The 18,034-nt window shown below is 70.3% G+C and carries 17 protein-coding genes; 12 read left to right on the plus strand and 5 right to left on the minus strand.

The window, feature by feature from the left end:
* Positions 1-22: 22 nt before the first annotated feature.
* Positions 23-1,519: a CoA-acylating methylmalonate-semialdehyde dehydrogenase gene (locus FB561_RS16685; RefSeq protein ID WP_145807707.1), complete on the plus strand. Its 1,497-nt coding sequence runs from the start codon at positions 23-25 to the stop codon at positions 1,517-1,519.
* Positions 1,520-1,570: 51 nt separating this feature from the next.
* Here the strand turns inward: FB561_RS16685 and FB561_RS16690 are convergent, their stop codons facing one another.
* Complete coding sequence (locus FB561_RS16690; protein WP_145807709.1) at positions 1,571-4,966, minus strand: beta-N-acetylglucosaminidase domain-containing protein; 3,396 nt, start codon at positions 4,964-4,966, stop codon at positions 1,571-1,573.
* A 356-nt stretch (positions 4,967-5,322) separates the two neighbouring features.
* Positions 5,323-6,324: a Gfo/Idh/MocA family protein gene (locus tag FB561_RS16695; protein ID WP_145807711.1), complete on the minus strand. Its 1,002-nt coding sequence runs from the start codon at positions 6,322-6,324 to the stop codon at positions 5,323-5,325.
* A 1,075-nt stretch (positions 6,325-7,399) separates the two neighbouring features.
* On the opposite strand from FB561_RS16695, the gene FB561_RS16705 reads away from it, so the two are divergent.
* Complete coding sequence (locus FB561_RS16705; RefSeq protein WP_145807713.1) at positions 7,400-8,143, plus strand: GntR family transcriptional regulator; 744 nt, start codon at positions 7,400-7,402, stop codon at positions 8,141-8,143.
* Positions 8,144-8,146: 3 nt separating this feature from the next.
* Here the strand turns inward: FB561_RS16705 and FB561_RS16710 are convergent, their stop codons facing one another.
* Positions 8,147-8,965, minus strand: a complete 819-nt coding sequence (locus tag FB561_RS16710) for a hypothetical protein (RefSeq protein WP_145807715.1) — start codon at positions 8,963-8,965, stop codon at positions 8,147-8,149.
* 14 nt (positions 8,966-8,979) lie between these two features.
* A complete protein-coding gene (locus FB561_RS16715) occupies positions 8,980-9,471 on the minus strand; it encodes a SigE family RNA polymerase sigma factor (RefSeq protein ID WP_145807717.1) in 492 nt (163 codons plus the stop codon).
* 300 nt (positions 9,472-9,771) lie between these two features.
* On the opposite strand from FB561_RS16715, the gene FB561_RS16720 reads away from it, so the two are divergent.
* From FB561_RS16720 to FB561_RS16755, 8 genes are all read left to right on the plus strand, one after another.
* Positions 9,772-11,067: a TadA family conjugal transfer-associated ATPase gene (locus FB561_RS16720; protein ID WP_145807719.1), complete on the plus strand. Its 1,296-nt coding sequence runs from the start codon at positions 9,772-9,774 to the stop codon at positions 11,065-11,067.
* Complete coding sequence (locus FB561_RS16725; RefSeq protein ID WP_145807720.1) at positions 11,067-11,927, plus strand: type II secretion system F family protein; 861 nt, start codon at positions 11,067-11,069, stop codon at positions 11,925-11,927. The genes FB561_RS16720 and FB561_RS16725 overlap by 1 nt, the downstream gene beginning before the upstream one ends.
* Entirely contained in the window at positions 11,924-12,862 is a 939-nt protein-coding gene (locus FB561_RS16730; RefSeq protein ID WP_145807722.1) for a type II secretion system F family protein, read from the plus strand. Before FB561_RS16725 ends, FB561_RS16730 begins: the two co-directional genes overlap by 4 nt.
* Before the next feature lie 14 nt (positions 12,863-12,876).
* Positions 12,877-13,074, plus strand: coding sequence for a hypothetical protein (locus FB561_RS16735; RefSeq protein WP_145807724.1), 198 nt, complete (start codon positions 12,877-12,879; stop codon positions 13,072-13,074).
* 107 nt (positions 13,075-13,181) lie between these two features.
* Complete coding sequence (locus tag FB561_RS16740; RefSeq protein ID WP_238334854.1) at positions 13,182-13,535, plus strand: TadE/TadG family type IV pilus assembly protein; 354 nt, start codon at positions 13,182-13,184, stop codon at positions 13,533-13,535.
* Positions 13,536-13,579: 44 nt separating this feature from the next.
* The gene (locus FB561_RS16745) at positions 13,580-14,029 is read left to right on the plus strand and encodes a hypothetical protein (RefSeq protein WP_238334855.1); all 450 of its coding nucleotides are present in this window, start codon (positions 13,580-13,582) and stop codon (positions 14,027-14,029) included.
* A gap of 29 nt (positions 14,030-14,058) precedes the next feature.
* A complete protein-coding gene (locus FB561_RS16750) occupies positions 14,059-14,457 on the plus strand; it encodes a pilus assembly protein TadG-related protein (RefSeq protein WP_145807727.1) in 399 nt (132 codons plus the stop codon).
* 20 nt (positions 14,458-14,477) lie between these two features.
* On the plus strand, positions 14,478-15,272 hold the full coding sequence (locus tag FB561_RS16755) for an SDR family NAD(P)-dependent oxidoreductase (protein ID WP_145807729.1): 795 nt from the start codon (positions 14,478-14,480) through the stop codon (positions 15,270-15,272).
* A gap of 18 nt (positions 15,273-15,290) precedes the next feature.
* Here the strand turns inward: FB561_RS16755 and FB561_RS16760 are convergent, their stop codons facing one another.
* Entirely contained in the window at positions 15,291-16,121 is an 831-nt protein-coding gene (locus FB561_RS16760) for an SDR family oxidoreductase (protein WP_145807730.1), read from the minus strand.
* Between the two features lie 69 nt (positions 16,122-16,190).
* Between FB561_RS16760 and FB561_RS16765 the strand changes: the two genes are divergently transcribed.
* Together FB561_RS16765 and prfB are read left to right on the plus strand one after the other, a co-directional pair.
* The gene (locus FB561_RS16765) at positions 16,191-16,886 is read left to right on the plus strand and encodes a TetR/AcrR family transcriptional regulator (protein WP_145807732.1); all 696 of its coding nucleotides are present in this window, start codon (positions 16,191-16,193) and stop codon (positions 16,884-16,886) included.
* A gap of 25 nt (positions 16,887-16,911) precedes the next feature.
* The gene (prfB, locus tag FB561_RS16770) at positions 16,912-18,033 is read left to right on the plus strand and encodes a peptide chain release factor 2 (RefSeq protein WP_145807734.1); all 1,122 of its coding nucleotides are present in this window, start codon (positions 16,912-16,914) and stop codon (positions 18,031-18,033) included.
* Position 18,034: the final 1 nt, after the last annotated feature.

An 18,034-nucleotide genomic window follows, 5' to 3' on the forward strand; every position in this document is an offset into this window, starting at 1 on the left:
CGGACGACAAGAGGACACAGCTGTGAGTACTGAGCGCATCACCCATCTGATCGGCGGGACGCCCTGGGCGGGGGTCTCGGAGCGCACCAGCAAGGTCTACAACCCGGCGACGGGTGAGGTCACCGGCGAGCTGGACCTGGCCTCGGCCGCGACCGTCGACGAGGTGGTCAAGGTCGCCCACGACGCGTCCAAGGCGTGGGGCCGGACGTCGCTCACCAAGCGCGCCCAGGTGCTGTTCGCGTTCCGCGAGCTGCTGAACGCGCGCAAGGAGGAGATCGCGGCGCTGATCACCGCCGAGCACGGCAAGGTGCTGTCCGACGCGCTCGGCGAGGTGACCCGCGGTCTGGAGGTGGTCGAGTTCGCCTGCGGGATCCCGCACCTGCTGAAGGGCGGGTTCAGCGAGAACGTCTCGACCAACGTCGACGTGTACTCGATCCGCCAGCCGCTCGGCGCGGTCGCGGTGATCTCGCCGTTCAACTTCCCGGCGATGGTGCCGCTCTGGTTCGTCCCGATTGCCGTTGCCTGTGGCAACAGCGTGGTGATCAAGCCGTCCGAGAAGGACCCGTCGGCGGTGAACGCGGTGGCCGCGTTGTGGAAGGAGGCGGGCCTGCCGGACGGCGTGATGAACGTCGTGCACGGCGACAAGGAGGCCGTCGACCGGCTGCTCGAGCACCCCGACATCAAGGCCGTCTCGTTCGTCGGCTCGACCCCGATCGCGCGCTACGTGTACGAGCGGGGCACGGCCAACGGCAAGCGCGTCCAGGCCCTCGGCGGCGCGAAGAACCACATGGTCGTGCTGCCCGACGCCGATCTGGACCTGACCGCCGACGCCGCGGTGAACGCCGGCTTCGGTTCCGCGGGGGAGCGCTGCATGGCGATCTCCGCGCTGATCGCGGTCGAGCCGGTGGCCGACGACCTGATCGGCAAGATCAAGGAGCGGATGGCGACGTTGCGGACCGGCGACGGCACCCGCGGCTGCGACATGGGTCCGCTGGTGACCGGCGCGCACCGCGACAAGGTCGTCGGATACGTCGAGGCCGGGGTCGACGCGGGCGCGGAGCTGGCGGTGGACGGTCGCGAGGGTCCGTTCGACGGCGGTGACGACGGCTTCTGGCTCGGCCCGACGCTGTTCGACAAGGTCACGCCGGACATGTCGATCTACACCGACGAGATCTTCGGACCGGTGCTCTCGGTGGTCCGCGTCCCCTCCTACGACGCCGCGCTCGACCTGGTGAACTCCAACCCGTACGGCAACGGCACGGCGATCTTCACCAACGACGGCGGCGCCGCCCGGCGGTACCAGACCGAGGTCGAGGTCGGCATGGTCGGCGTGAACGTGCCGATCCCGGTGCCGATGGCGTACTACTCGTTCGGCGGCTGGAAGAACTCGTTGTTCGGCGACACCCACGCGCACGGCGCCGAGGGCGTGCACTTCTTCACGCGCGGCAAGGTGGTCACGTCCCGCTGGCTCGATCCGTCCCACGGCGGCCTGAACCTGGGCTTCCCGACCCACGACTGAGCCGGCGATCGCGGTGATCGGCTGGCCGGCCGATCACCGCGATCCCGGGTGCTACGTGGCCTTCGGGTAGACGGCCAGCTCGTACAGCGAGTACCCGTACGTCGTCGCGCGATCGACGCCCTGCATCCGCAGATAGCGCCCGGTCGCGTCGAGCCAGACCGTATCGGTCCCGCCGTCCCCGCCGGTGACCTCGGCCGCCTTCGTCCAGGTCGTCCCGTCGTCGGACACCTGCACCTCGTACGCCGAGCCGAACGCGGTCTCCCAGGTCAGCACGACCTTGCCGACCCGGGTCCTGCTCCCGAGGTCCACCTGGAGCCACGAGGAGTCGTCGTACCCCGAGGCCCATCGCGTTGTCGCGTTGCCGTCGACGGCGAGATCGGCGGTGAACGACGTTCCCGGTTCGACGCCGGACGCGGTGGCCGGACGACCCAGCGCTGCGTTGGTGGTGGACGTCTTCGGCCGCACGGCGACCCGGAGGACTGCCTCGGCCACCTCGTCGCCCGTTGTGAAGGTGACGGGGATGTCGACGTCACCGAGAGCCGCGTCGGCAGGCGGTGTCACCTTGACCGGGACGGATTGGGCGAAGCCGCGCTTCACGGTCAGTGAGGTGCTCGCCGGAGTGACCGACCACCCGGCCGGCACCGTAACGGCCAACGTGCCGCTCACCGTCTCGGCTCGACCAGGCGCCGCTTCGACGACGAAGTTTGACGCCAAACCTCCGACGACATCGGCGCGGTCGTCGCCGACGGTCAGCTCGACCACCGGTTCGTCGGACCAGCGCGGGACGAGTTCGGCGACCGACGGCGTGCCGCTCTTCCAGACCAGGCGGATCGCTTCGGCCAGGGCGTCCGCGGTGTCGAGCTCGGCGAAGGCGGTGGAGACATCGCCGACTGGTCGCCACTCCCCGCCGACCTGGATCTCGACGGTGGCGGATCCGACTGCGTTCTCGTTCTGCAACACGGTCAGGCCGGCCAGCTCGCGCGGTGCGGAGAGGGTGGCGACCAACGCGTCACCGTTGGCCGGAGCGTTTGCGGGGACGTAGCCGGTCTCCACGTTGCCGTCCGCGGCGCGCTGGAACGACGAACCCTCGGCGGGTGCCGGTGTACCGGTCACGGCCAGCGTCGTCTTCTTTCCGCCGATCGCCTCGACGGAGAACTCGCGGACCACGAGCCAGAAGTCGCTGGCCGACAACGACCGGTACCGGACGTACCGCGCCGTGGTCCCCGCCGGAGCGGTCGCACGGACCTCTGCCGTCGTAGCGCGGATGAGTTCGGTCCAGCGGGTGCCGTCGACCGAGTACTCCAGGGCGCCGGAGCGGATGTAGTCGTTCGGGCTCGACGACTTGCCCATCAGGACCGCGACGTCGCCGATCTCGGACGCGACGCCGAGGTCGACCCGCACCTCGGAGCCGGGACCAGGGCTGCCGTTGCTCCAGAAGAACGTGGCCGGGTCGCCGTCGGTCATCCGGGCGGGCACGTTGTCCTGGTAGGTGCCGAGATTCGTGGTCGCGGTCCGTCCGGGGACGACGCCGAGCCAGCGATCGTGGATCCGCCCGGTCTCGGCCAGGAACTCGTCGATCACCCGTTCGCCGATCCGCGGGTAGGTGCCGTTGTGCGGTGCGCGGCTGTCCCGGATCGCCTTCGCCTGGGTGACCAGGGCGGTGATCTCCTGGCGCGCCGTCCACGCGGACGCGCCGTTGCCCTGGTCGAGGGCGGCGAGCAGATCGAGACCACGGTGCATCGCCCGGCCCCAGAGTTCCGTTGCCTTGAGCCATGATTCCGCCTCGGCCGTGAACGCGGGGTCGACGACGCCTTGACGGATCACGGCCGGGGCAGCGGCGACGGCGGCCACCCGGGGACGTAGTACGGACAGCGCGGTGGAGCGTTTGCCCGTACTCCAGGTCTGCCAGAAGGCGTCCACCGCCGCACCGAGCTCGGGCGCGCTCTCCGGATGCAGGGTGCCGTCGTACGTGTTGAGGTCCGCGAAGACCTGGAGTGCCTCGGTGGTCGCAGGGTCGCCGCCGGCGCGTTCGGTGAGCGCGCGGAGCCAGGAGGCGCGGACGTTGTACTTGGCCGGGTTCCAGCCGAGCTCGGCGAACGAGTACAGCGCGACCTTGCTGACGGCTGCCTGGTTCATCGGATTCGAGATCACGCCCGCGACGTGTTCGGCGATGGCAGGTTCGCGTCCGCTGTATCCGGCCAGCAGGAGCCGTCCGGCCGCGTAGTCGTTCACCGGGTAGTTGTCCCAGATCAGGATGTCGTGTCCGAACACGGCCTTCGCCTGCGCCGCCTGGGCCGCGGTGATCGTCTTCGGCACCACCCCGACACCCGTCCAGTGCACGACCACGTCGGAGTCGAGCTGCTCCCGCAACGCCTTCTTGTACGGGGATTCGGTGATGTTGTAGTACTCGGTGGGGACCATCTGCAGCGGAGCCACGTCCGGCTTGGTCTCCACCCACTCCCGCTGCACCCGGTTGAGCAGGTCGCTCTGCGCTCGACCGGCGGCGCCCCCACCCGTGCCGTACTTCGCGCGGTCGGCGTCGCAGTGCCAGTTGTTGTAGTCGATGTCGTCCAGCGGCACGTTGAAAGACCGCGCACCGAGCGAGTACAGCGCCTCGAACTTTGCCACGATCGCCTGGAAGTCCGCGTCCGCCGTGTAGCAGATGTCGAGGCCCGGGGAGAGCGCGAAGGTGAAGTCCACCTTGTTCCGCAGCGCGCGGGTGACGAGTTCGCCGAGCTGGGCGAGCTTGTCCGCGGGGTACGGATCCCGCCAGCGGTCGCGGTGGTACGGGTCGTCCTTGGGCGCGTACTCGTACGTGTTCATCCGGTGCGCGCCGAGGTAGTCGAGATGGTCGAGCCGGTCGGCGTGCGACCAGGGCGTGCCGTAGAACCCCTCGATCGAACCGCGGTATCGCATGGTCGGCCAGTCCCGCACGGCGACACCGGGGACCCAGTCCTGACCGGGACGGGGCTGGACGAGCTGGGCGAGCGACTGCGCGGCGTAGTACGTACCGTCGGTGTCGGCACCGTCGAGCACCACGTGCCCGCGCCCGGCTCGGTCGCGGCCGGCGGCGAGTACGTAGCCCTCGGCGGGGAGCTCGGCGCTGTTGTCGACGCGCAACTCGGTGAGTACGGGGTCGGCCTGGCCGAGCCAGATGGTGGTGGGCGTGTTCGGGTCGGCGCCGTCGGTGGTGCGGACGGTCTTCACCCCGGCGCGCTGGAGCGTTTCCCGGACCACGCGCTCGGCGTCCGCGTCGGAGCGGTCGCTGCGGACGAGACCGACGACGGGGGTGAGCGGGAAGCCGTCGGGTCTGGGGGTGAGTTGCTGCGGTTCGGGGGAGATGGGGCCTGCCGGTGGTGGCGGGGCGGCGGTAGCGAGGCTGGGGGCCACGACGGCGACGGTAGTCACCACGGCGAGGACGCTGACAGCGGACAGGAGCAGACGCATCAAGTCTCCTCAAGCGGGGCGGTCGAAGAAGCCAGTTAGCCACTGCGCAGAACTGCGCGTCAAGGCGTCACCCAAGTCAATTTCAGGCAAACCATTCACAGCTTCGATTGAACGGGCGCGCGGCGCTCGACGCCGGGGACCGACGTGCAGGCCGGTGGCGGCCGGGCGAAAGCCGTGGGTCCAGGTGGGTGCCTCGGCCGGGCGAACGACTACCTACACCTCAGCTGCTTTCGTCCGGCGTGCAGACGAGTGCAGGCAGCAAGCTTGAAGGCGGCCGGAAGCTATCCAGCCCAGGACAAGCCGCAGCCGCCGCGACCCCGGAATGGGGCGCGGCGGCCGGCGAATCTCGAAGTTCCTTAGATGCTTGTGACCGGTCGGGGTGACATGCCGGCGTCGCGGTAGCAGGCGTCGATCAGCTGCATCGTCGCCAGCGCGTCCTCGGCGTCCGTCAGGACCGGCTTGCCTTCACGCACCGCCCCGGCGAACGCCTCCAGTTGGTACGTGTACGACGTCCGGGTGCCGAGGTGCTCGACCCAGGTGTCTTCCTTGGTGGTCACGATGACCCGGTCGTCCAGGTGCGGCAGGACGAAGCCGGGAGCGAACGCCTCGCCGCGGGTGCCGATCACCTTGAGGCTGAAGTCCAGCTCCTCCGCGGCCATGCTCGTCCGCACTGCCCCGGTCGCGCCGCTCGGGAACTCCAGGTCCGCGTTCAGCCATTCGTCGACGCCAGGCATCCGCTTGCGCTCACCGGCGCGCGCGTTCACCAGCGTCGGCGCCCCACCACCGAACGGCGCGAGCAGCCGCTGAGCGTGCAGCGCATAGCAGCCGACGTCCATCACCGCTCCACCAGCGAGCGACAACGACCAGCGCGGGTCCTCGTCGGCCGGCGGACCCATCACCATGGTGGCTTCGATGTGCTGGAGGTCGCCCAGTTCGCCCTTGGCCAGGAGCTCCTGGAGCCGCTTCATCACCGGGTGGTAGGCGTAGTGGAACGCCTCCATGAACACGATGCCGCCGTCGCGGGCCGCGTCGCGCACCGCCGCGGCCTCCTCGGCGTTGCTCGCGGACGGCTTCTCGGTCAGCACATGCTTGCCTGCGGCAATGGCTTTCAGGTTCCACGGGCCGTGCAGGCCGTTGGCGAGCGGGTTGTAGACCGCCTCGATCTCCGGGTCGGCCAGCACGTCCTCGTACGAGGCATGGACCCGCTCGACGCCGTGCTCGGCGGCGAAGGCCTCGGCCCGGCCGGTGACCCGGGCGGCGACCGCGACCAGCCGGTGGCCGGTCAGCCGGGCCGGGTCGGCGATCGCCCTGCCCGCGATCCGGGCAGCGCCGAGAACACCGATGCGCAGCGGTTCCATGCCTTCTCCTTAGATGTCGTCCGTACGGCGGCGTACGGCGTGCTCGTCGAGGGCGTGGTCCAGCCGGTCGCTGGGCCGGTCCTCGGCGAGGGCCTGGCGGAGCAGGTCCGCCTGGGTCCTGGGGCCAGCCCGCCGATCGGCTGGTCCCGGTCCGGAGTGGCCGGAAAAGCGTATCCCTCCGCACTCGCGGCGATGACGTTGTCCAGGCCGAACGCGTCATCCTGCCCGAGGTCGCGCAGCACCGGGTAGAGCCTGACCGCCATCCGGACCCGGTCGACACTGTCCATCGCCCGGCCGAAAGCGGAGGATATCTGCACCAGGTTCGCCCTCCGCCGGATGTCCACGGAGTGGTTGCCGCCGGCCGCTGGACAACGTGTGCACGTAGGCAGGGTAGAGCGCGGCGCCCTCGGCCGACTGGAATCCGAGGCGATAGTCACGAGGTACCGCCTGACCTTCACCTCCCGGATTCACCACGTTCACCTGGGACCTCGCCCTCACGTCCTTGCCGAAGGCCCCTTCAGTACGACGATCCCGGATCCGTCAACGAGCGCGCCGAGGGGCGCGAACTCACCGAATTCACCGAGGTGATCCGGGAAAACACCCCGCCACCGGTCACCGGGTACGACGCCCGGAACGCACTCCGGATCGCGCTGGCGGCGATGAAGTCGCACCAGGAAAGCCGGCCGGTGCGGATCGGGGAAATCGGCTGAGGCCACCCGGCTGAGCGGAGACGGTGTTCACCGAGCTGCCATTCCCGGAACTGGTCGAGCGAATCCACCCGGCCGGCTGGAGACCTGGAACTGGACGGGACAAGGGCCTCACCACGCTGCGGCAACCCCCGGTACGGCGACGTGGACGCCCGAAGAAAATGGCGCACCTGCCGGGAGCAATTGGGCCGCGATCGCGGCGGCGCCGGGAAAGCCGGGATATCGGGGCACCGTCGGTCCCGAGGCGTTCGCCGAAAGCGACAGTGAGCGGCTCCGCGGCGTTTCCGGGACGCATTCTCAAACCCCGAGATCTGATCAAATCCCGTGGGTGACTCGACGGTGGGCGTCCGACCCTCCAAGATGTGCGCATGAGCACCGTCCAGGTCACTGTCGATCGCACCAGCCGTACCCCGCTCCACGTGCAGCTGGCGCAGCAACTCGAGGCGGCCATCCAGGGCGGTGACCTCCCGGTCGGTTCCCGGCTCAGCAACGAGGTGGACCTCGCCGAGGCGTACGGACTCAGCCGCCCGACGGTCCGGCAGGCCATCGCGCGCCTGGTGGACCAGGGACTGCTGGTCCGCAAACGCGGTGTCGGCACGCAGGTCGTCGGCAGTTCCGGCCAGGTCCGTCGCTCGCTGGAGCTCACCAGCCTGTACGACGACCTCTCCGCCGCGCACCGCAAACCGGAGACCGAGGTGCTCCGCTTCGGCATCGCCCCGGCGAGCACGGACGTGGCCGCGGCCTTGCAGTGCGAATCGGGTGACCGGGTGCTGCGACTGGAGCGGCTCCGTCGAGCCGACGGCGAACCGCTGGCCCTGATGCGCAACTGGCTGCCCTCGGAACTCCTGGACCCGGACCCGGCGCTGCTGGCCGAGCACGGTCTGTACGAACTGCTCCGCGCCGAGGGCGTCCGGCTCAAGGTCGCCCACCAGACGATCTCCGCGCAGCCGGCCACGACGGAACAAGCCCGGCTCCTCACCGAGGAACCGGGCTGTCCACTGCTCGCGACGACGCGGATCACCTACGACGACCACGGCCGCGCGGTCGAGTACGGCTCCCACTTGTTCCGGGCGTCGCGGTACGCCTTCGAGCACACGCTCGTACACCGCTGACGGTTACCGGGACTTCCGCTCGGGGGTCTTGGTGTCCGCCGCGGTCGGGAACTCCCAGCGCTTGCTGCTCGCGATCGAGGTCAGCTGCCCGATCGTCAGGACCGGCTTCACTCGCGTCGCCGGCGCACCCTTCTCCCCGGCGCCGTTGTAGTTGATCAACGAGATCACCCGGCCGTCGGGGTACGTCAGCTGCACCGTGTTCTCGACGATGTCGTCGTCGACGCGGGCGGGCTTGCCGGGAGCGGGTGGATTCGTCTGCCGTTCCTTGGACCAGGTGAGCACGCTGCCGTCCGGCCGGACCGAGCAGTTCTCCAGGCCCTCCCGATCCGGGGTACAGGCCGTCGTTCCACCCTCCCGGGACAACCAGGCCACCACCTGGGACGCGCCCTTGCCGTCGTTCAGCACGATCGATGCGCCGTTGAAGCCTTCCGCGTCGCCGCCCCACGTGTACGGAGCGGACTGCTTGTACTTGGGCGGGAGCAAGCTCTTCAGGGTGGGCAGGGTGGTGTCGGTCTTCGGCAGCGCTGTCGGCTGAGGCGTGGGCTTCGGACTGGGCGTCGAGCTGGTCGCGACGGCGAGCGGCGGACCGGCGACCGGGGCGTCACCGGTGGTGCCGCCGAAGAGCTGGGTGCCGCCGACGATGATGCCCGCGGTGGCGAGGATCGCGCCCGCGCCGCTGAAGCTGAGGACCGCGGTACGCCGCCGGCGGAGCTGGACGCCACGGCGCAGGCCGCGCTCGACCAGGTCGGTGGATTCGGGTTCGAGGTGTTCGGTGGCCCGCCGCATCAGGTCCGGCAGGGCGTCGTCGAGGTTGTTGGTCACGGGGTTCTCCTGGGTCAGAGGGCGATCAGGTGGACGTCGTCGCCGAGGACCGTGCGCAACCGGTCCAGGGCGCGGGACGTCCGGGTCCGGATCGCGCCGGCGTTCTTGCCGAGATCGAGCGCGACCTGTTCGACGCTGCGATCTTCGAAGAACCGCAGCACCAGCACCGCACGATCGAGGGGAGACAGCTCGGCCAGGGCTGTCTGCAGGGAGAGCCGCAGTTCGTGGTCGCCAGGGCGCTCGGCCCGGTCCGGCATCGCCTCGGTCGGCTGCTCCGACCAACTCCGGCGCCGACGCTGCGACACGTACGTCCGTGCCAGCACCGTCTGCGCGTAAGCGGCCGGGTTGTCGATCCGCCGGATGCCCCGCCACGCCCGGTACATCTTGGCGAGCGTCTCCTGGACCAGGTCCTCGGCGTGGTGCCGATCGCCGGTCAGCAGCCAGGCCGTCCGATAGAGGTGAGGGGTTCGCACTCTGGCGAACTCCTCGAAGTCGTCCGTCGTCATCACAGCCTCTCCGTCGGGGTCTCACCCACATCGACGCGCCGACCCGGCCATCGTGTTACACCCGGAACCACGATGGCGGTGCGGGCGCCTCGAGTCGTGGCCGCCGACGACAGAACCGATGTCAAAAGCTGCAACGGGGTGGACCTGGCGGTGACCGGGCGGATACGTTCTGTCGGCTTGTGCCCTGATCGGGTTATCCACAGGCGGAGCGGATCAGGTTGGCGCGGCGGACCTCGTCCTTGCGAGGATGGTCGCGCAGGGTGACGAGCTGGTCGCCGCCGAGACGGACACGGGGAGACGATGACTGCGGACCGACTGGCCGCGCGCCGGCCCGACAGCCCGTACGGCGCCGACGGTCAGGGCGCGGTCGAGCTGATCGACGCGCAGGTCCGCGACGTGGTCCGCCGGGAGGGCATCGACCCGCTCCGCAACCCGTCGGCCGTGACCGCGATCGTCGCCACCGTCGTCCGCGAGTACGACGAGCGCAGCCTGACCGGGATCGTCCCGCCGATCGGCGACCTGGCCGCGGTCAGCCGGGAGGTGCACGACCGGGTGGCCGGCTTCGGCCCGCTGCAGCGGTACCTGGACGATCCCGCGGTCGAGGAGATCTGGATCAACGAGCCGTCCCGGGTGTTCATCGCCCGCGACGGCCGGCACGAGCTGACCACCACGGTGCTGACCGAGGAGGAGGTCGGCGACCTGGTCGAGCGGATGCTGAAGACCACCGGCCGGCGGATCGACGTCTCCCAGCCGTTCACCGACGCGCGGCTGCCGGACGGGAGCCGGGTGCACGTCGTGCTCGGCGGCATCACCCAGCGGTACGCCGCGATCAACATCCGCAAGTTCACCGTGCGGGCGACCCGGCTGGCCGACCTGGTCGCGCTCGGCTCGCTGACCCCGCACGCCGCGGCGGTGCTGGAGGCGTCCGTTGCCGTCGGCCTCAATGTGCTCGTCTCCGGCGGCACCCAGGCCGGCAAGACCACGATGCTGAACGCGCTGGCCGGGTCGATCCCGGGCAGCGAGCGGGTGATCTCCTGCGAGGAGGTCTTCGAGATCCGGCTGCCGATCCCGGACTGGGTCTCGATGCAGACCCGCCAGGCCGGGCTGGAGGGTACCGGCGAGGTGCGGCTGCGCGACCTGGTCAAGGAGTCGCTGCGGATGCGCCCGTCCCGGGTCATCGTCGGCGAGGTGCGCGGCGAGGAGTGCCTGGATCTCCTCTTGGCGTTGAACTCTGGATTACCCGGCATGTGCACGATCCATGCGAACTCCGCCCGCGAGGCGCTGACCAAGATGTGCACGCTGCCGCTGCTCGCGGGGGAGAACATCGGCTCCCGGTTCGTGCTGCCGACGGTGGCCGGGTGCGTCGACCTCGTCGTTCACCTCGGCATCGGGGCGGACGGGCAGCGGCGGGTGCGCGAGATCGTCGCGGTCACCGGGCGGGTCGAGGAGCAGGCGATCGAGACCGAGACGGTGTTCGGCCTGGTCGACGGCGGATTGCGCCGGGCAGAAGGGCAGTTGCCGCATCCGGAGCGGTTCCAGCAAGCCGGGTACTCGACCGCGGGCCTGCTCACCGAGCTGCCGCCGGGGGTGAGCTGATGGGACTGCTGATCGGGCTCTTCTTCGGCGTCGGGATCCTGCTGATCGTCTGGGCGTTCATCGCACCCGCCGACGAGGACGCCCCGGCCGAGGGCAAGCTACGGGCACGGGCGCGGGAGTTGCTGGCGAGCGCGGGCGTCGAGGGAGTGACGCCGGGCGCGTTCATCGGGGCCTGCGTGATCACCGGAGTGCTGGCGTTCGTGCTGATGTTCCTGGTGACCGCCGCGTTGCCGGTCGGAGCGGTGTTCGGCGTGATGGCCGGCGGTGTCCCGGTGGCGTTGCTCAAGGCAAGGGCCCGGAAGCGGCTCGCCGAGTTCCGGGAGCTGTGGCCGGACGTGGTCGACAACATCGCGTCCGCGGTGCGGGCCGGGCTGTCCTTGTCCGAGGCGCTGGCGCAGGTCGGGGAGCGCGGGCCGTTGCCGTTGCGCGATCCGTTCCGCCGGTTCGGGGCCGACTACGCCTCGACCGGCCGGTTCGCCGAAGCCCTGGACCGGTTGAAGGAGCGGCTCGCGGATCCGGTCGGCGACCGCGTGGTGGAGGCGTTGCGGATCGCGCGCGAGGTCGGCGGTGGCGATCTCGGCCGGCTGCTGCGGTCGCTGTCCACCTTCCTCCGCGACGACGCCCGGACCAGGTCCGAGCTGGAGTCACGGCAGGCCTGGTCCGTCAACGGGGCCCGGGTCGCCGTGGCCGCGCCGTGGCTGGTGCTGGGCGCGTTGTCGTTCCAGGGCGACGTCATCCAGCGGTACAACTCGCCCGTCGGCGCGCTGATCATCGGGATCGGCGCCGCGGTCTGCGTGGTCGCGTACCGGTTGATGCTGCGGATCGGCCGGCTGCCGGAGCCGGGGCGGGTGCTGCGATGAGCCCGGCCGCGATCGGTGCGCTGCTCGGCCTGGTGTTCGGTGCGGGACTGTTGCTGGTGATCCGGCGGTTGCCGTTCCTGCGGAAGCCGTCCGTCGACGACCGGATCGGCCCGTACCTGCGCGACCTCGGCGGCGGCAACGTGTTCCTCGGGGTGACGACGTCGAGTTCGCCGTTCTCCGCGATCGTGCGGCTGTTCGGTCCGTCCCTGCGAGCGGGAGCGTTGCGGCTGGAGCGGATCCTCGGTGGTTCGGCGTCGATCCGGCGCCGGCTCGCCCGGGCAGGGATCGACCAGAGCGTCGAGGAGTTCCGGATCGAGCAGGTGCTGTGGGGCACGGTCGGCTTCGGCATCGGCCTGCTGATCGCGCTGGTCGCGTTGTCGCTCGGCGCCGGGAATCCGATCGGCCTGCTCGTCCTCAGCGGGATCCTCGCGGTGCTCGGCGTGTTGTCGCGGGACACCTATCTCACGACCCAGGTGAGCCGGCGCGAGCGGCGGTTGCTGGCGGAGCTGCCGACGGTCGCCGAGTTGCTCGCGTTGTCGGTCGCGGCCGGCGAAGGTCCCGCGGCGGCGCTCGACCGGGTCGCCCGATCCTGCCGGGGCGAGCTGGCCGAGGAGCTGAAGCGGGTCCTGGCCGAGACGCGAGCCGGGGAGACGCTGGTCCGCGCGCTCGACGGACTCGCGGACCGGACCGGGCTGGTCGCGTTGTCCCGGTTCGCCGACGGCCTCGCGGTTGCGCTCGAACGAGGGACCCCACTGGCCGACGTCCTCCGCGCGCAGGCGGGCGACATCCGGGAGGCGAACCGGCGGGACCTGATCGAGTCCGGCGCCCGCCGCGAGGTCTCGATGATGGTGCCCGTGATCTTCCTGGTGCTGCCTGTCACGATCATTTTCGCCTTCTACCCGGGCGCAGTCGGTATCCGGCTGATCGCCGGATGAGATGAGGAGAACCCATGTCCCTACTGCTGACCAGACTCGTGCTTGCGCTGGTCCTGAGACCACGGCCGGCGGCCAAGGAGCGCGGCGACGTTCCCGGCTGGGTGCTGATCACGGTGATGACGGCCGGCCTGGTCGTCACGCTGTGGGTCGCCGCCGAGAACCAGCTGAAGGCCATCTTCGAACGCGCGCTGGACTCCGTCACCAACAAGTGAGCCCGACTCCGCTGCACACGGGTGCCGGGCTGCGGGTGACCACGAGGCGATGGAGTCCGCGACAGCCGCGGCCTGGTGGTCGCCGGCGGGGCGATCAGGGTGCCGCCGTGGTCGACTTCGTGCTGGTGTCGGTACTGGTGGTGCCACTGTTCCTCGCGGTGTTGCAGGTCGGCCTCTACCTGTACATCCGGAACACGATCACCGCCGCGGCCTCCGAAGGCGCCCACTACGCCGCCGTCCTGAACCGCGATCCCGCCGACGGTGAGGAACACGCCCGTCGCCTGGTCACCGGGGTGGTTCGCGACGAGCTGGTCGAGGCCGTCACCGCGGAGCCGGTGGAGATCGAAGGACAGCCGGGGGTCCGGGTGGTCGTGAAGGCGCACATGCCCGCACTCGGCCTGTGGGGACCAGGTCTCGGCTTCGAGGTCGAAGGCCACGCCGTCAAGGAGACCGGCGAATGACCCGCCGATCGTCCCGCCGACCGAGGCGGTGGCAGGTCAGATTGGTGCCTCGGGCAACGGATGAGCGGGGGAGTGCCGTGGTCGAGTTCTCCTGGCTGGCGCTGGTGCTGCTGATCCCGCTCGTGTACCTGATGCTCGGCGTCTTCGAGGTTCAGCGGGCCTCGTACGGCGCGACCGCGGCGACGCGGGCGGCCGGGCGTGCGTTCATCATCGTCCCGGCCGGACTGTCCGAGGACGACGCGCGCTCACGGGCGTACGAGGCGGCGCGGCTGGCGATGAAGGACCAGGGCATCGAGCTCCGGCCGGAAGAGCTCAGCATCTCCTGTACCCCGGCCTGCCTGGAGCCTGGTTCGACCGTGACGGTGCGGCTGGACACGCAGGTGCCGTTGCCGTTGATCCCCGACGCACTCGGCGGCGAGCGCCCCGCCGTACGGATCACCGCGTCGCACATCGAGTCGTACGGCGACTACCGCGAAGCCAAGGGGGACGGGTGACGGCGCGGCGCCGGGGTGAGGAGGGGCAGATGTCCGTGCTCATCATCGGGTTCACCGTGATCGTCGTCCTGCTGATCGTGGTCGTCACCGATCTGTCCAAGGTGTTCCTCGTCCGGCGCGACCTGGACGCGACCGCGGACGGCGCGGTGCTTGCCGCGGCCAACGGTCTCGCCGCCGTCTACGCCCAACCCGGGCCGGGGTCGAACGCCGAGCTCGATCCCGAGGAGGCCCGGCGGCTGACCGCGGAGTACCTGGACGCCGTTGCCGCAGGCACCCGTTTCGACGCCTTCGACTGGTCCGCCGACGTGACCGGGACGACGGTGACGGTGGAGCTCACGTCGAGTGTCGACCTGCCGTTCACGCCGCCCGGCTGGCAGGGATCGGCCGACGTCGGGTCGACCTCGTCCGCCACCGTCCCGATCCGCTGACTCTTTGGCACGATGGACCGATGAAGATCGAACTGAGCGGACGACGGGCCCTGGTGTCGGGATCCAGCCAGGGGATCGGCCTCGCGATCGCCACCGAGTTGGCGCGCGCCGGGGCGACGGTGGTGGTGAACGGCCGCGACCAGGGGAAGACGGAGCGGGCGGTGGTCGAGGTGGTCGGGGCGGTTCCGGGCGCCGAGGTGCTGCCGATCGCGGCCGACCTCGCGACAGCCGAGGGCGCCGAGTCGCTGCGGGAACGGGCCGGCGAGCTCGACATCCTGGTGAACAACCTCGGCATCTTCGGCGCGAGACCGGTGCTCGAGATCGACGACGACGAGTGGCGCCGGTACTTCGAGGTGAACGTGCTGTCCGCGGTGCGGCTGATCCGGCTGTACCTGCCCGGCATGATCGAGCGCGGCTTCGGCCGGGTGATGAACATCGCCAGCGACTCCGCCGTGGCGACTCCGGTCGAGATGGTCCACTACGGCATGACCAAGACCGCCCTGCTCGCCGTCACCCGCGGGTACGCGAAGGCCGCGGCCGGGACAGGCGTCACGGTGAACTCGGTGATGGCCGGCCCGACCCACACTCCCGGCGTCGAGGACTTCGTCGGTGAACTGGTCGGCACCGACCTGCCCTGGGACGAGGCGCAGCGCCGGTTCATGAAGGAGCACCGCCCGTACTCCCTCATCCAGCGCCTGATCGAGCCGCCCGAGATCGGCAACATGGTCGTGTACCTCAGCTCCGACCAGGCCTCGGCGACCACGGGTGGCGCGGTCCGCGTCGACGGCGGCTACATCGACTCGATCCTGCCCTGAGGTCCGGCGGGTCCGGCCCTACTCGGCGAAGACCTCGGGGTGGTCGCGGAGCCAGGTCTGCCAGGACCGGGCGGGATGCGCCGTGAGGAGTTCGACCCCTGGCTCGATCGGATGGGGCAGCCCGACCCGGCTCGCCCAGTACGACATCAGGCTCCGGAACTGGGCCTGGTTGCGCATACCCCGGCTCATCTCCTCCTCGGCCTGGGCCGGGGCGAGGTCGACGGCCTCGATCGGCACACCGGTGACCTCGGTGATCTGCTCGATCTGGCGGCGCCTGGTCATCGACTCGGGGCCGCTGAGCGGGTACGCCCGGCCGTCGTGCGGTGAACCGGGTCCGGCCAGCAGGACCTGGACGGCGGCGTCGGCGATGTCCTGTTCGTGGATCGGGGCCTCCTCGGCGTCCAGGTAGGGCAGCCGGATCTGGCCGGTCGCGCGCAGGGCGTACGACCAGAAGATCGCGTTGGTCATGAAGGCGCCGGGCTGCAGACACGTCACGGCGTACGCGCCGGTCTTGATGACGCGCTCGGTCTCGGCGTGTGGGTCGGCGGCCGCGTCCTCGTTGTCCGCGTACGACGACATCGAGGAGAGCAGGACGACCTTCTTCACCCCGGCCGCGTCGGCTGCTTCGACGAAGGCGGCGGCCGTGGTCGGTTCGGCGTACAGGAACACCTGGGTCACGTCGCGCAGGGCGGCGCTCACGGTCGATGGATCGGTGAGGTCGAACGGGACGGAGCCAGGGACGGCGGAGGTATCGCGGCTGGCGACTCGGGGGTCGAGGCCGGCGGCGGTCAGGCCGGCGACGACGGCACGGGCGATCCGGCCGCGGCCACCGGTGACGAGAATGGTCATGGTGTCGCTCCAAAAATGTAGTCACTACAACAATGGAGGGAGTAAAGCACGGTGCTCTAGGCTCTGTCCATGACGTCCACGGGTGCCGACCGGCCGGCGAGTGCGGAGACCGGGCGGCGGGAGCGGAAGAAGCGGCAGACGCGGCAGGCGATCTCGGATGTCGCGACCGAGCTGTTCCTGGCCCGCGGGTTCGACGCCGTCACGGTGGCCGAGGTCGCGAAGGCCGCGGACGTCGCCGTGCAGACCGTCTTCAACCACTTCCCCACCAAGGAGGACCTGTTCTTCGACGAGGACAGCTGGTGGGCCGGACCGGCCGAGGCGATCCGGGCGGCGCCGGCCGAGATGGACGCGGTGACCGCGCTCGAGGACCACTACCTGGCCGTGACCCGCGCGCGGCTGGAGTCGGGTCACCTCGCGACCTGGCTGCGGTTCAGCCGGACCCTGGAGGACAGCGAGACGTTGCGGGCGAGGCGGCGGCTCGTCGCGACCAGGATGGAGCAGCTCATCGCGGAGGCGTTGCTGGAGCGGGACGAGGGGATGCCGCGATGGAAGGCCGAGCTGATCGGCGCGCAGTACGCCGCGGCGCAGAAGGTGCTGGAGGCCGAGCTGGCCAGGCTGCTGCCCGACACCGCTGATCAGGCCCAGCTCGAAGCGGCCAACGCCCGGCTCGCCGACGCGACCGCCGAGGTGTTCGGCATCCTCCGTCACGGCCTGTCGGCGCCGGGGTCAGGGCCGGGGCCGGGACAAAGGATTCCCGGGGTGTGAGTGTTAGCGGGTACGCTGCTTGGTTGTGGCTGGACTGGATTTTGACGCGGAGCTCAAGCAGCTCGACGTGACGCTGACCTCGATCGAGAAGGTGCTCGATCTGGACGCGCTGCGCCGGGAGATCGCCGACCTGGGGGAGCAGGTCGCTGCGCCCGACCTGTGGGACGACCAGCCGAACGCGCAGAAGGTGACCTCGCGGCTGTCCAGCCTGCAGGCCGACGTCGAACGGGTGACCAACCTGCGCGGCCGGCTCGACGACCTCGGCGTGCTGGTCGAGCTCGGCCGGGAGGAGAACGACCCGGACAGCCTCGCCGAGGCGGAGAAGGAAGTCGGCGCGGTCGGGAAGGCGATCCAGTCGCTCGAGGTGCGCACCCTGCTGTCCGGGGAGTACGACGAGCGCGAGGCGCTGGTGACCATCCGGTCCGGCGCGGGCGGTGTCGACGCCGCCGACTTCGCCGAGATGCTGCAGCGGATGTACCTGCGCTGGGCCGAGCGGCACGGGTACGGCTCCGAGGTCTACGACACCTCCTACGCCGAAGAGGCCGGGATCAAGTCGACCACGTTCGCGGTGAAGGCGCCGTACGCGTACGGCACGCTGAGCGTGGAGTCGGGCACGCACCGGCTGGTCCGGATCTCCCCGTTCGACAACCAGGGCCGCCGGCAGACCTCGTTCGCCGCGGTCGAGGTGGTCCCGGTGCTGGAGCAGACCGACGAGATCGACGTACCCGAGGAGGAGCTGCGGATCGACGTGTACCGCTCGTCCGGCCCGGGTGGCCAGAGCGTCAACACCACCGACTCCGCGGTCCGGATCACGCACCTCCCGACCGGCACGGTGGTCTCCTGCCAGAACGAGAAGTCCCAGCTGCAGAACAAGGCCAGCGCGATGGTGATCCTGAAGGCCAAGCTGCTCGCGCTGAAGAAGGCCGAGGAGCGGGCCCAGATCGACGCGCTGCGCGGTGACGTCCAAGGGTCGTGGGGCGACCAGATGCGGTCCTACGTGCTGCACCCGTACCAGATGGTCAAGGACCTGCGGACGCTGTTCGAGTCGGGCAACACGTCGGGTGTGTTCGACGGCGAGATCGACGAGTTCATCGAGGCCGGGATCCGCTGGCGCCGGACCGGCCAGACGGTCGCCGAGCAGAACTAGT

This window comes from Kribbella amoyensis, from assembly GCF_007828865.1.
GTDB classification, from domain to species: Bacteria; Actinomycetota; Actinomycetes; order Propionibacteriales; family Kribbellaceae; genus Kribbella; species Kribbella amoyensis.